Origin of the sequence: Vibrio rumoiensis 1S-45 (genome assembly GCF_000286955.2) — a bacterium.
Classification (GTDB): Bacteria; Pseudomonadota; Gammaproteobacteria; order Enterobacterales; family Vibrionaceae; genus Vibrio; species Vibrio rumoiensis_A.
The window spans coordinates 104-13,866 of sequence record NZ_AJYK02000036.1; the positions used below are offsets into that span (position 1 = coordinate 104).

The 13,763-nt window shown below is 41.9% G+C and carries 10 protein-coding genes; 6 read left to right on the forward strand and 4 right to left on the reverse strand.

Going from position 1 to position 13,763, the window contains the following annotated elements:
- Positions 1–394: 394 nt before the first annotated feature.
- The 3 genes from A1QC_RS05025 to A1QC_RS05035 form a co-directional block, all read right to left on the reverse strand.
- Entirely contained in the window at positions 395–2,164 is a 1,770-nt protein-coding gene (locus A1QC_RS05025) for a sodium:solute symporter family transporter (protein WP_017024400.1), read from the reverse strand.
- Positions 2,165–2,282: 118 nt separating this feature from the next.
- Entirely contained in the window at positions 2,283–4,436 is a 2,154-nt protein-coding gene (locus A1QC_RS05030) for a heparinase II/III domain-containing protein (protein WP_017024401.1), read from the reverse strand.
- A 21-nt stretch (positions 4,437–4,457) separates the two neighbouring features.
- A complete protein-coding gene (locus A1QC_RS05035; RefSeq protein WP_017024402.1) occupies positions 4,458–6,653 on the reverse strand; it encodes a heparinase II/III domain-containing protein in 2,196 nt (731 codons plus the stop codon).
- 293 nt (positions 6,654–6,946) lie between these two features.
- Between A1QC_RS05035 and A1QC_RS05040 the strand changes: the two genes are divergently transcribed.
- From A1QC_RS05040 to A1QC_RS05050, 3 genes are all read left to right on the forward strand, one after another.
- A complete protein-coding gene (locus tag A1QC_RS05040; RefSeq protein WP_017024403.1) occupies positions 6,947–7,279 on the forward strand; it encodes a cupin domain-containing protein in 333 nt (110 codons plus the stop codon).
- 20 nt (positions 7,280–7,299) lie between these two features.
- A complete protein-coding gene (locus A1QC_RS05045; protein WP_017024404.1) occupies positions 7,300–8,226 on the forward strand; it encodes a sugar kinase in 927 nt (308 codons plus the stop codon).
- An 86-nt stretch (positions 8,227–8,312) separates the two neighbouring features.
- Positions 8,313–8,936 carry a bifunctional 4-hydroxy-2-oxoglutarate aldolase/2-dehydro-3-deoxy-phosphogluconate aldolase gene (locus tag A1QC_RS05050; RefSeq protein ID WP_017024405.1) on the forward strand — a complete coding sequence of 208 codons (624 nt, stop codon included), beginning with the start codon at positions 8,313–8,315 and terminating at the stop codon, positions 8,934–8,936.
- A gap of 305 nt (positions 8,937–9,241) precedes the next feature.
- Here the strand turns inward: A1QC_RS05050 and A1QC_RS05055 are convergent, their stop codons facing one another.
- Positions 9,242–10,285, reverse strand: coding sequence for a polysaccharide lyase family 7 protein (locus A1QC_RS05055; protein WP_017024406.1), 1,044 nt, complete (start codon positions 10,283–10,285; stop codon positions 9,242–9,244).
- Between the two features lie 343 nt (positions 10,286–10,628).
- On the opposite strand from A1QC_RS05055, the gene A1QC_RS05060 reads away from it, so the two are divergent.
- The 3 genes from A1QC_RS05060 to A1QC_RS05070 all read left to right on the forward strand — a co-directional run bounded on the left by A1QC_RS05060 (position 10,629) and on the right by A1QC_RS05070 (position 13,557).
- Complete coding sequence (locus tag A1QC_RS05060) at positions 10,629–11,591, forward strand: TRAP transporter substrate-binding protein (RefSeq protein ID WP_017024407.1); 963 nt, start codon at positions 10,629–10,631, stop codon at positions 11,589–11,591.
- Between the two features lie 153 nt (positions 11,592–11,744).
- Positions 11,745–12,224, forward strand: coding sequence for a TRAP transporter small permease (locus A1QC_RS05065; protein WP_017024408.1), 480 nt, complete (start codon positions 11,745–11,747; stop codon positions 12,222–12,224).
- Between the two features lie 25 nt (positions 12,225–12,249).
- Positions 12,250–13,557, forward strand: coding sequence for a TRAP transporter large permease (locus tag A1QC_RS05070; protein WP_017024409.1), 1,308 nt, complete (start codon positions 12,250–12,252; stop codon positions 13,555–13,557).
- Positions 13,558–13,763 lie beyond the last annotated feature (206 nt).

Below are 13,763 nucleotides of genomic sequence, written 5' to 3' on the forward strand. Positions count from 1 at the left end.
CGTTTTAGGGTAGCTAAAACTATATATAATCAACTGATTTATAAACAAAACCTAACTAGGTCATTTACAGCGCCCACTACTTCCGACTCATTTTTCCTTTGTGTAATGTTGTTATTTCCGAATGCCAGCATGGATGCTGGCTTAGGCTTCTTCGGCACATGGATGTGCCGTTGAAGCCGTTCGGAAAAATAACCACATGGAGCAAAGAAACAGAAAAATGTTGGAGGCGGCCTTTTTGCCACCTTTTTTGGCTGTTGAAAAAAGGTTGGTCGCCGAAGGCTGTGAGATGAAAGCACAATTATCACATGACTTACGTTGGCGTGATAGATCCCGGATAACTCGCTTCTAGTTTCCGGGATGACAATCTTAATAACCAACCAAAAACTAAAAAACACTACTGCCCTGTCGGAATCACTACCTCTTCAGTCACTTGTTTGGCCGCCAAACGGCTGCGATACAAGAAACTGCCAGAGACGACAATCAAACCACCAATCACAATGAATATCGCCATATCTGCACCAGTTTCAAATGCCACGCCGATGACCACAATAATCGCGCCTAATACTTGGCATAGTCGGCCTAAATACGCGCCTTGTTTGCCATCCACTAGGGCTTCTTCTCCTGCGCTAATTGGCGTATTTAAGTTGTGATAGAACAAATCCAACTCTGCTTTTCTTTTGCCAACCGGTTCTTTGTAGAACAAAGATGACAGAGCAAAGAAACCACCGGTGATCACAATTTGCGCCACCAGCATTGCCACCACGGTGAGATCCACCGACTCACGGTGAGTAAACGAATCTGCGCCAAATAAGGGTAATAGCCAATTAATATCAAACACAAACTGCATAAAGCATGACACGGCTAAACCCACCACTAAAGTGCCCCATGCCGACCAGTCTGGCGTACGAACAAAGACCAAGGCTAACAAGGATGGAATCGCTAATGGCATTTGCAGCAACGCGCCAAACAGCATCATTAGATCGAAGAAGCTGTATTCTTTAATCGATGCAAATAATAAGGCAGCGCCAATTGAAATGATGCCATTGGCGAGAGTCGATAATTTACTCATTTTCATTTGTTGTGCTTCGGTGGCATTCGGATTAATCACCGATTGATACACATTACGCACAAAGATGCCCGCATTACGGTTTAATGCGGTGGTCATCGGGGAAATGGTGGCTGCAATCATCGCAGCAAGCACCAAGCCTAATACGCCTTTCGGCATGTAATATTCAATGAAATACAGGTAAGCCGCATTATTCGCGCTGGCACCAAGATTAGGGTAAAAGCTTTGTAAATCAACATTCATGGTGGCGGTTACCCAAGGCGGAATGAACCACATAATAGGCCCTATCACAAACATTAAACCGGCTACCCACGCCGCTTTTTTGGCTTCTTTTTCATTAACCGTCACTAAGAAGCGATAACAAGACATGGCGTTGTTGGTGCCAATGGTTTGTTTCGCCATAATAATGACCACCCAAACCACGAAGATTTGCCAGTAGTTAACCCCGGTTCCCATGATTGATGGAATCGACGATTTTTCGACTAATTGAACCGGGCCACCAATATAAATTAAGGCAAATACCCCCACAGTAAGGGTAATCGCCATGAGAAGGATTAGTTGGATCACATTAGTGGCAGAAACGGTCCAAGAGCCACCGCTCACGGCAATAAACGTCACCAAAACACCCACGCCAATAATGGTGATATATAAATCGACTTGAAAAACAGCAGCGACAAAAATAGCGAGACCGTTGAGCCAAATCGCAGCTGAAACGGTGGTAAGAGGAAATTGCAGCCAGGTGTACACTTGTTCGGAAGTTTTACCAAAGCGCTGGCGGATCACTTCCATTGCAGTATCCACCCGCAGTTTTCGGTAACGAGAGGCAAAATACAGCGCAGCCACGAAAAAGCCGATGGCATTCCCCCAGAATAAAAACAACACTGCTAACCCATCTTCATAGGCTTTTGCTGCCGCTCCAGTGAAAGTCCAAGCGGAAAATTGCGTCATAAAGGCCGTTGCGCCAGCCATCCACCACATCATGGCACCACCGCCACGAATAAAACCTGAAGATGTCTTAGCAAATCGCTTAAAAATAAACGCAGCCACAATAATAAAAACAAAATAACCCGCAATAATGGCGATATCTAAGCTATTCATTTGCGCTTTGCTCTCTCTATTTTTAAACCAGATGGAAAAACCGGAATACTCAATTAGCATTCCGGTAGATAAACGGCCTTTTTAATGTGTCCTCTGTATTAGAGTGTCAGAGTCATCATTAAATTTGAGCAGTTGCACCAGTCCATTGGTAAGTCACACCATTGAACTCCACTTTATGCTCACCCGCTTGAAGTGCTTCTTCTTGGTTAGAAATACCAAAGTGATATTTCTTATCATTCGTCAGCGCAATTTCAACCACAGTGCCGGTTGCATTATGTCCAAGCACTTGCACGCTTTTCACTAACCCACGAGCGCCAATTGAAGCTTCAATCGATTCGTTAAAGTAACCGTGAGTTTCTAACACAGAAGCAAACACATGATCTTTACCTGATTGGCGTAAGATGAAGGTTGGCTCTGAACGTAAGTTGAAATCAGGATCATTTGCACCGGTGCGAGCAAAAATCACTTCGCAGTCTGCCGTTGGGGCACTTGATACTAAGCTGTAGTAGCTTGAATCGTGTAACCAAGTCACCAGCGAGCTACCTGCTACCTTGCCAGAACCTAGGTTCCACAGGTGTTGATAACCATTGTCTTCACCTAATGGTTTTAACTTACTTGCTACTTGGTAATCAAAGTCGGTACGAATGATTTGACCTTTATAGTGATACGGTAAGTCGTATTGGTGATCGCTGTCGGCAACAATACGGTACACATCAATCACTAACGGTTTTTCAAATTCTTCGAGTTCGGCTAATAGCACACTGCGCTGCATATCAATGCCATCGTAGTAGTTAGAAATTGTGCCACTCATTGCTTGGAATGAATCATCCCCCGCCACAAAGAAGTGCTTCTGACCAAATTTAGATTCTGCTAAGGCAGTATTAAAATTGTTCTGCGTTTTTTGATCGACCACTACTGTGTTGTGAGCCACCGTTTGTTTACAGTACGATTTGTTTTCTGGAATATAACGGCCGCCAAATTTAGGCTCGACGTTGACCCAGCGACCAAAGCCGTAATCGTGCAGAACTTCGTGTCCACGATTAAACACACTTAGATGCAAGCCATCGTAATGCCCATGATCCAGCGCGGAGTGATATTGATGATCACTACCATGTTGGCCAAACCAAATCAGCGCCATGGTGTCGTCATCTTTGCTATCACGGTGACGTAAAATACTCACGCCACCTTTTTCGCCTTTAGGGCCATCGGTAATAAATAAGCTGCCCCAGCTAAATGGCTTGATTTCATCTGCCGCTTCAACTGCATTTGAAAGCGTTAAGCCTGCGCTGTGTACCCACACATTTTGTTGGTGATTCGCCATACCAAGCAAGGTTTGCGTTTGCTCATAACGGTGGTAACACACCGACGTTGCCATGATCACGCCTTCATCATTGATGCTGATCGTTTTCGATGAGTCATTCAATGCAGGCAAAGTGCCATCAGGGAAGGCGGTTTTAAATACGGCGTATGAGGTGGTTTTGATCACTGAGTCGTTAAACTCATAGATTTTCAATTCAGGCTGACGACGTTCAATTGATTCTGCAAACAGGTAAATTGGACGCAATGAGAAACGATGGTAGTACGGGCCTTCCATGTAGTAGCCATCTGGCGAAAACAATTGGTCAAGTTGCGCTAAGAAACCGCCGCTCACTTTATCCAGTTTTAAACCATACAGTGCTTTATCGACTGACTCTTGATCATTAATCGCGTAACCACAAATACCAACAGCGGCAACGGCCCATAAGCCATGGTTATGCACGATGTCGAAATCGTGGCCGTATGTCACCACAAACATGTGGATCATCTGCTTAAACAGATCATCTTCAATGTGACGCTTTTGCGATTCTTCAAGCGTGTGATAAATGCAGCTATAAGCACAAGAAGCGTATAGCATCCACATATTTTCATTCAATGTTTGGTGAAAGAGCTTACCCGGAGGGTTAGTATCACGGCTCACATTACTTTCAAGGGTTGGGTACACCGTGGCATACGCAGTGAGCATATCCACAATGTAATCACGGTATTTTTGCTCACCGGTGATCAAAAATAAACGACCAGCAAGATCCATGTGGATGTAGTTTTGCTTATGGCGGTTATGCTCGTAACCACCGCCTTCACCGTGACCGGGTACTTCAATGCCGACCGTCGCCATATAAGCATCGGTTTGTTTAATATCACGCGCTAATGCAAGACCCATTAGGCTTTCTTTGCCTAATTCTTTTGCCAGCTCAGCTGCTTCATCAAAATTTAGTAATAGTGGTTGGTAACTCATTATCTTCTCTCCTGCCAGCCGTTATTTAGACTGTACTTCTAGTGAGTAAAAGCCTGTCCAGCTGTACGTTTTATCGTTCACACTGATTTGATGTGGTGTGCTATCGGTTGCCGCAAATTGGTTGCTGACCATGAAAGTCACCAGTGAATTCACTGTTTCGATCTCAACCACCGATCCCATATCGGTATGCGCAATCACACGTACATCTTGTACTTGCCCACGGGCATTCACCGACTGTTCAAACTCTTCATTGAAATAACCATGCGTTTCAAGCACAGAAGCAAACAGAGTTGAATTACCTTTTGAACGTAAGATAAACGCAGGCTCACTGCGTAAGTTAAAGCTAGGATCGTTTGCACCAGTACGAGTGAAAATTACTTCGCCAGTATTCGTCGCGCTTAATTCATTCGAGCTTGTGCCCAACCAAGTGTAGTAAGTGTTATTTTGTAACCAGCTTACTAAAGCGGTATCGCTCGCTTTACCGCTGGCGACATTCCACAGGTGTTGATAACCAAAATTATCCCCTAGGGTATCCAGCTCTTTATTGGCTTGATATTCAAAGTTGGTACGGATCAACTGACCGTCATATTGGTGTGAATAGTCAAACTGATGATCACTGTCATCTTCAGCAGTTAAGCGGTACAGATCCAGCAACAACGGTGCTTCTAAGTCATCTAATTTCAAAATGAACGCACTGCGCTGCATATCAAAACCTTGATAATGATCATTAGCAAACGCGCTCATGCCGTTGACTTTGGCATCATCAACCTTGAAGAAATGCGGTAAACCATGCACCGTATCGGCGCGATCGGCGTCAAAGTTGTTTTGGCATTGCTCATCAATCGTTACCGCATTATGGGCAATGGTTTGACGAGCGTAAGATTTGTTTTCATCTAAGTAACGGCCACCAAATTTAGGCTCTACGTTCACCCAGCGGCAGAAACCGTATTCACGCAACACTTCTTGACCACGGTTAAAATAGCTAATGCCTAACGTATCAAAATGACCATGCCCCATACCGTGTTGACCGTAGTTCATCACCAGTTGGAATACGTCTTTGGTTTCATCTTGCATACGAATGAAGCCTTGAGCGCCTTGGTTACCATTCGGGCCTTCATTTAGCTCAACACTTGGCCAGAAAGGCAAACCGATTGGCTCTTCACGCTCGGTTTGCGCTTTTTCAAATGCACGAGAAAGCTCCAAACCACAAGGATGCATCCATACTTGACCTTGGATCTTCGCCATGCCAAGTAAGTTATCATCTAAACCATAATGCTTAGCGTACTGGCTCACTGCCACTTGTACGCCCATATCCGTTATCCCCATAGAATGAGACGCATCGTTCAATGCCGGGAATTCACCATTAGGATAAGCGGTAGACAATAAGGCTTGAACCGTATTACCAATCACTTTGTCTTTAAAGTTAAAGATGTCTAATTCCGGCATGTGGCGATGAAGCACTTCAGCAAACACACATAATGGACGAATCGCAAAGCGGTGGTAATACGGCCCTTCCATGTAATAACCAGAAGGTGAAAACAGTTGAGAAATTTGTGCTAAGAAACCACCCACTCCCATTTCTTTTTTGCCTGCAGCATAGTTTTCTAAACCAAACACCGACATCTCTAAATATTCACGCTTACCAATCGCTAAACCACAAATGCCCACGGCTGCAACCGCCCACATTCCGTGGTTATGTATACGATCAAAGTCATGACCATATTTTTCGGTAAACATTTCAAGCATTGGAATGAAAAGATTTTTCTGTACATGCTGACGTTCGGTTTCAGACATGAAATTCGCCACACAAGAATACGCAAGGCTGGCATACATCAACCACATGTGTTCATTTAAGATTTGATGAAATAAACGACCTGTTGGGTTGGTGTTTTTCTGAACGTGGAAATCAAATTGAAGATACTTATCGGCGTATAAAGCGAGTAATTCCGCAACAAATTTGGCGTATTTAACTTCTTTCGTCACTAAGAATAAACGACCTGCAATGTTCATGTAGTTGTAGTTTTGCTTATGACGGTTATGCTCATAACCACCCGCTTCACCATGACCCGGAACGTCATAGCCTAAGGCCATGAATGCATCCACATCTGCTTTCATTTGAGCAATGGTTTTGCCCATTAAACTGGTGCGGCCAACTTCTTTTTGTAGTTCTAATATCTCAGCTTCATTCAGCAGTACCGCGGGTATTTTATTACTCATCATTTAACCTCAAAGCGACAATATTGATTCGAATTGACCATAAAGTAATACAATAAGGCTATATTTGCATCCCAAAAATCAAAAAACAAAGAGCTTAATCACACAAAAAACGCCGCCAAATCACTTAAAACACAATGGTTCTCTGCTTAACTTGAGTTAAATCAAGCCAAATAGCGAAATATTTTTTTTATGATTTACATCACGAATATCTGGGCTTATTGTATGACAATATTAACTTTGCGTTAAGATAGATACATTGATAACTCCAATGAATACAAGATAAAGGATTTAAGATGACATTTTTTAGAATTGATGAGAACGAATGGGAAGAAGTCGGCGGTGGCATTAAGCGTAAGATTGTTGGCTATACTGATGATCTTATGGCGGTTCACCTTCGCTTTGATAAAGGTGCGATTGGTGCTCCTCATACTCATGAAATCCACGATCAAATCGGCTATGTTGTCAGCGGTAGTTTCGAAGCTGAAATTGATGGCAAAAAATGCGTTCTTAAAGCCGGTGATGCTTATATCGCACGTAAACACACAGAGCATGGTGCCGTTGCTTTAGAAGAAGGCAGTATTTTATTAGACATGTTCTCTCCAGCTCGTGAAGACTTTTTGAAATAATAGATTGATTAGGTGAACAAATGACAACATTCAATATTGCGGTGATTGGCGAATGCATGATTGAGCTTCAACAATCAGGCGATTTTCTCACACAACGTTTTGGTGGCGACACGTTAAATACCGCGTTGTACCTTGCTCGCCTAAACAAAAACATTAATACCAGTTATATCACCGCATTAGGCCAAGAAGGTTTCAGCCAAAATATGATCGATACTTGGTCAAATGAAGGCATTGATACTAGCCGTATCCTGCGTTTAGAAAATAAACAGCCAGGTATGTATTACATTGAAACCGATCCAACGGGTGAACGTAGTTTCTACTACTGGCGTAATGATGCTGCAGCAAAATATGTGTTCGACCAAGCCAATAGCCCAGCGCTGATTGCAGAACTGACTCAATATGATGCGATTTACCTAACGGGTATCACACTGGCAATTTTAACCGAGCATGGTCGCGAGCAATTATTTGGTTTATTAGCTGAAGTAAAAGCCAACGGTGGCAAGGTTATTTTTGATAATAACTACCGCCCTAAACTATGGGAATCTATTGAAGAAGCCCAGCAAACCTACTTGAAAGTATTGTCTTTTACGGACATCGCTCTTCTCACCTTTGATGATGAGCAAGAATTATATGGCGATGACAATATTGAACAATGCATTGCTCGTACTCAAGGTGCTGGCGTAGCTGAAATTGCCATAAAGCGTGGCAGTAAAGACTGTGTGATCATCGAACATGACAGCATTCAATATGTGGCGACCAAACCCGTCGACAATGTGGTGGACACCACCGCGGCTGGTGATTCATTCAGCGCAGGTTACCTAGCCAAACGTTTAGGCGGTTTTTCTGCCAAAGAATCGGCGCTATCAGGGCATAAAGTGGCGGGTACCGTGATTCAGCATCAAGGCGCGATCATTCCACAAGATGCCATGCCAGATATTGGCCTTTAAAAATAGACTCTCTATTCCTCTCATTTGGTGTTGTCGCGTCAAGTTGAAGGAATAGAGAATTACCGCTTTAAAATTGAGGAAAAACCATGTCAACATTAGACCAACAACTCGCTGATTTAAAAGTCATTCCTGTTATTGCACTGAACAAAGTAGAGCACGCTCTTCCACTTGCAAAAGCATTAATGGAAAACGGCATGCCATGTGCTGAAATTACGTTCCGTACCGAAGCAGCCGTTGGCGCAATCAAAGCAATGCGCGCTGCTTACCCAGACATGCTGATTGGTGCCGGTACGATTTTAACGCCAGCCCAAGTTGATCAAGCGATTGATGCCGGTGTTGATTTCATTGTTAGCCCGGGCTTAAACCCAACAACAGTGAAATACTGCCAACAAAAGAACATGCCAATTGTACCGGGTGTTAACAACCCTAGCCTTGTTGAGCAAGCAATGGAATTAGGTTTGAAAACGGTTAAATTCTTCCCAGCTGAGCCTTCTGGCGGCGTGGGTATGCTTAAAGCATTAACCGCAGTTTACCCAGTTAAATTTATGCCAACAGGCGGTGTCAGCCTTTCTAATATCGACGATTACTTATCTATCCCAGCGGTGCTGGCTTGTGGTGGTACATGGATGGTTCCTACAACGCTTATTGATAATGAGCAATGGGATGAACTAGGCGCATTAGTGAAAGACGCAGTAGCAAAAGTTAATTGATTTATATCGCTCACCCCTGAACGATATTTGCCTCGGCTAGACCCTCAGCCGGGGCCTTTTTTTATATAAAAAGTCTTCTTCAACTTCACAACCCTATCAAAACATAGAGTTTCATATAAGCTTAGCCACCCTTTTATCCTTATCCTTATCCTTATCCTTATCCTTCAACAATAATGAACATAGAATAACTAGGCTGACTTACTTGAGTCAGATTCATGGATTTTCAGGCAAAAAAAAGCCCCAGGGCATGGGGCAAAAAATTAACCTACAAAAATAAAAAGCAAATCAAGTTAGTGGAGTTGAACCTATTGGTTCAAAGTCAGTTTATAAAAACTCACTTGGGTGTAATCACCTGCATCAACGCCATTGTTTGAACATTGTGATGATCCAGTATTACATTGGTTGTAAGCGCCCGCTTTAAAATACATCCAGTCTTGAGCATAGCTAGTATCTTTGCTCTGACCCGGGTATGGCTTACTTAAATCAATATCAAAATTTTTGACAACCTCATTTGGCTCACCAATGTTCTTCTTAAAGGTCAAATGCATCACGTTACCTTCAACATTGACATCATAAGAGAACACTTCACCTAAACGAACACCATCTTGTGGTGCATCATCAGATTTTGATAATTTATTCTGACCAAACACGTTGTGTTTAATATCAGTTCGATCCGATTTATTGGTTGGATTTGTTTCATAATTCCATGAAAGCGAACCATATTCATGGTTAGGTAATTTACGATAAACAATCTTTAACGGTTCATTATTAGAGCCATGAATTTGACCAATCACAACCGCATGAGCACCTGATTTTTTATCATTACCACTGGTACTCACCCAATCAACAGATAAGGTTGCCGACAAATGCCCACCAATCGCACCATAATCACTGGCATTATCATGCGCAGCCACAACAAAGTTGTTATCTGGTGAGTCATAGCCATCCGCTAGCATGGCACGCAATTCTGTACGCGCATTTTTACTGTTTGGTGTGGTGACTGCTTGGTTAGGAACGCGGAAAACCATTGCTCCCGTTTTAGGATCAGTAAAGAACCAATCTGGGTTTGAAAAAGCAGGCACTTGGTTATTTAGCTGCTCTTTTGATAATTCCATCGTTTTACCTTCACGACCCGGCTTATCATCAGGGTAAGGTAAATTGATTTTCCACTTAGACAGGTCAAAATTCTCTGTTGGTGCTTTAGTTACATCAAGTTGTGGAGACAACGATGCATTATTTGCAGTAGCGGCTACTGGAGCAGACACAGATGCAACATCCGTACTTTCAGAAGTATTTGAGCAGCCAGTTAATAAACCGGCTATCACTAAGCCGAGATATATTTTCTTCATGTTGATTCATTCCTTCCCATCAATATGTAGGAAACAATAACGTACTATTGTATTACTTAATGTGATCTAAAATATATTTTCCTAAACTTCTGCCATGGTTATTCTCTTTCAATATCAATTTTGTGATTTAGGTTGCATTACTCATGGCTGCACATCGAACAAAAACAGACCTAAGCCATTGTTATAAATAAATATTAACTTAAATCGTAAAAATAAAAACCTATTCAACATCACAAATATCAATGATTGTAAGAGATTGATCATGTTTCGAGTATGAATTTATTGTATTACAAGAATACATAAATAGACTGAATGGTGAACTTAATCATAATAAGGACATCAAATGAAAAAGCTCGTCTTACCTCTTATTGTTGCATCCCTTTTTACAAGCTTAAATGTATCTGCCAAACAATTAACACTCGGTCATGCTATGTCACTTGATAATGCTGCTCATAAAGGCATGGTGATATTCGCGGATAAAGTAAAAGAAAAATCAAATGGCGAATTGACCGTTAAAATTTTCCCGAATGCGCAATTAGGCTCAGAACGTGACCAAGCAGAGCAAGTGGTTACAGGTGCCATCGACATGGCTAAAATTAATGGTTCATTAGCAGAATCGTTTGAACCAACATTTAAAGTTATTTCTATCCCATTCTTATTTAATAACCCAGAACACATGCGCGCATTCATGAAAAGTGACGCTGCAGAAGAGTTATTAAACTCAAGTAAAGGCAAAGGATTCGTAGGTCTAACGTTTTATGATTCAGGTTCAAGAAGCTTTTATGCTAAAAAACCAATTAAAACACCAGATGATCTAGCTGGACTAAAAATTCGTGTTCCAGAATCACCAACGATGATGCAAATGATCAGCCTGCTGGGTGCAAAAGCAACACCATTACCATTCACTGAAGTGTACACAGGCCTACAACAAGGCGTAATCGATGCGGCTGAAAACAACGTTTCTAGCTTAGTTGAAATGCGTCATAGCGAAGTGGCTAAATTCTATTCAATGGATCAACACACCATGAGCCCTGATTTAATTATTATTTCAGAAAGCACTTGGGGCAACCTAACTGACGCTGAACGTAAGATTGTAAAAGAAGCAGCGGCAGAATCTCTTGATGAAGAAATTAAAATCTGGGATCAAACAGAAAATGCCAACGTAGAAAAGGCGAAGAAAATGGGCGTAACTTTTGTTGAAGTTGATAAAGACAAGTTCAAAGAAAAAGTGAAACCTATGTTGGATGAAGCGAAGAAAGATCCAAACCTTAATTACTACATTGAAAAAATCCAAGCAATTAATTAATAAATAACACCGATACCTGTGCCCACTTCCTTGTAGGTTAACTTCAAAGACATCGGGCAAAAGGCTGTATTTATCATGCTCGCTCTATTGGTCTACGTTGCCCCACAACGTCAATAGAGCGGGCTGTTTTTGATAATTATCTAAGGACTTTCAATGCATGCTTATCTCACCAATCTAAAAACCATTTTAGACCGATCCATCTTAATATTTTGTGGATTCACATTAATAGCACTGGTGGTCACCGTCACTTGGCAAGTATTTAGTCGATATGTATTAAATGACCCAAGTTCATTCACTGATGAGCTTTCACGCTATCTTATGATTTGGTTAGGCTTATTAGGGGCAAGTTACTTATTTGGTAAAAGAGGTCACTTAGCCATCACGCTATTGGCTGATAATATTCCAAACAAAATGAATATTGCACTACAACTTTTTATAAACCTTCTTATTTTATCCTTTGTCTTTTTGGCAATGTTTAAAGGGGGTTCTGCGTTAATTGGGCGAACAATGCAGCAATTGTCTCCCGCATTACAAATCCCGATGGCGTATGTTTATTTCATATTACCGTTGTCAGGCGCGTTGATTATTCTCTATGTGCTATTGAATATTTTAGAGCCTATTTTCAGAAAATAATCACTTAAATTTAAGGATTCACGATATGGATATCTCCGTTGGTTTTTGGCTTTTATGCCTGTTTTTAACCATGATCGCATTAAGTGTGCCCATTGCTATTGCCATTGCAATGTCCTCACTTATCATTATGTATACCATTCTTCCTTTCGATGTTGCTTCAATGACGGCCGGTCAAAAAATCGTTACCGGAGTCGACAGCTTTAGTTTACTGGCTATCCCCTTTTTCATATTGGCTGGTAACATTATGAACCGCGGTGGCATTGCTGGTCGCTTAGTCAATTTTGCTAAATTATTAGTAGGAAAAATGCCGGGTTCACTTGCTCACGTTAATATTCTTTCTAATATGATGTTTGGTGCGGTATCTGGCTCTGCGGTTGCCGCCGCCGCCGCTGTGGGTAAAACACTTGCTCCTGAAATGAAAAAAGAAGGCTACGACAAAGCATTTTCAACCGCGGTAAATGTGGCCTCTTGCCCTGCTGGCTTACTTATCCCGCCAAGTAATTCTTTGATTGTCTTTTCAGTCGTGAGTGGTGGTACGTCAGTTGCAGCACTTTTTGTTGCAGGCTACGTTCCAGGGATCTTAATGGGCTTAAGTTGTATGGTCGTTGCCTACTTTATTGCCAAAAAGAAAGGCTATAATAGCCACACGGCACCACGACCTGCTTTCAAAGAAGCACTAAGTATTATCTGGCAAGCACTACCAAGCCTTGGACTCATTTTTGTCGTGATTGGTGGGATAATTGGTGGGGTATTTACCGCAACGGAAGGTGCCTGTATTGCGGTATTGTATTCATTTATATTATCGCTTTGTTACCGCTCGCTAACCTTGTCTGATATGAAGTCAATCAGCATCGAAACCACAGAAATTACGGGTATCATGCTGTTTATTATCGGGGCATCAACCATTATGTCGTGGGCAATGGCCTTTACAGGGCTACCGGGCATGATCAGTGATTGGATGTTATCCATTTCAGATAACCCTATCATCATCTTCATATTAATGAATATTATTTTGTTGATCATTGGTATGTTTATGGATCTCACACCCGCCTTATTGATATTCACACCGATATTCATGCCGATTGCCACTCAGTTAGGTATGCACCCGATTCACTTTGCTATGATGATCATTTTTAATTTATGCATCGGAATTGCCACTCCACCTGTTGGTACCGCACTCTTTGTCGGTTCCAGTGTCAGTGGCGTTAAAATTGAAAAAGTGATAAGAGCAATTCTGCCTTTCTGCGCAGTATTAATTGTCACATTATTATTCATTACGTTCATTCCAGCGCTCAGCTTAGCGCTACCAACAGCATTTGGATTGATTCAATAACGTCCACGTTTAAAATGAAGAATGACCAAGTGACCAACGACTTTGCTCTACCCAAGCCGTTGGTCATTTTTCTTTGCTTATCTATTAAATATCAAACGGTTAATTACTAATTTTTTCTATCATTTCTCGACAATATTTTCGTGACCTCATTAACAAAACAAATACCTAGCGCCTCCACAATAGCCAATATGTGATAAAACTCACCA

What these genes read in the sequence shown, in the direction of transcription:
- A1QC_RS05025 (WP_017024400.1), bottom strand. Translation starts at nt 2,164, where the DNA reads ATGAATAGCTTAGATATCGCCATTATTGCGGGTTATTTTGTTTTTATT.
- A1QC_RS05030 (WP_017024401.1), bottom strand. Translation starts at nt 4,436, where the DNA reads ATGAGTTACCAACCACTATTACTAAATTTTGATGAAGCAGCTGAGCTG.
- A1QC_RS05035 (WP_017024402.1), bottom strand. Translation starts at nt 6,653, where the DNA reads ATGAGTAATAAAATACCCGCGGTACTGCTGAATGAAGCTGAGATATTA.
- A1QC_RS05040 (WP_017024403.1), top strand. Translation starts at nt 6,947, where the DNA reads ATGACATTTTTTAGAATTGATGAGAACGAATGGGAAGAAGTCGGCGGT.
- A1QC_RS05045 (WP_017024404.1), top strand. Translation starts at nt 7,300, where the DNA reads ATGACAACATTCAATATTGCGGTGATTGGCGAATGCATGATTGAGCTT.
- A1QC_RS05050 (WP_017024405.1), top strand. Translation starts at nt 8,313, where the DNA reads ATGTCAACATTAGACCAACAACTCGCTGATTTAAAAGTCATTCCTGTT.
- A1QC_RS05055 (WP_017024406.1), bottom strand. Translation starts at nt 10,285, where the DNA reads ATGAAGAAAATATATCTCGGCTTAGTGATAGCCGGTTTATTAACTGGC.
- A1QC_RS05060 (WP_017024407.1), top strand. Translation starts at nt 10,629, where the DNA reads ATGAAAAAGCTCGTCTTACCTCTTATTGTTGCATCCCTTTTTACAAGC.
- A1QC_RS05065 (WP_017024408.1), top strand. Translation starts at nt 11,745, where the DNA reads ATGCATGCTTATCTCACCAATCTAAAAACCATTTTAGACCGATCCATC.
- A1QC_RS05070 (WP_017024409.1), top strand. Translation starts at nt 12,250, where the DNA reads ATGGATATCTCCGTTGGTTTTTGGCTTTTATGCCTGTTTTTAACCATG.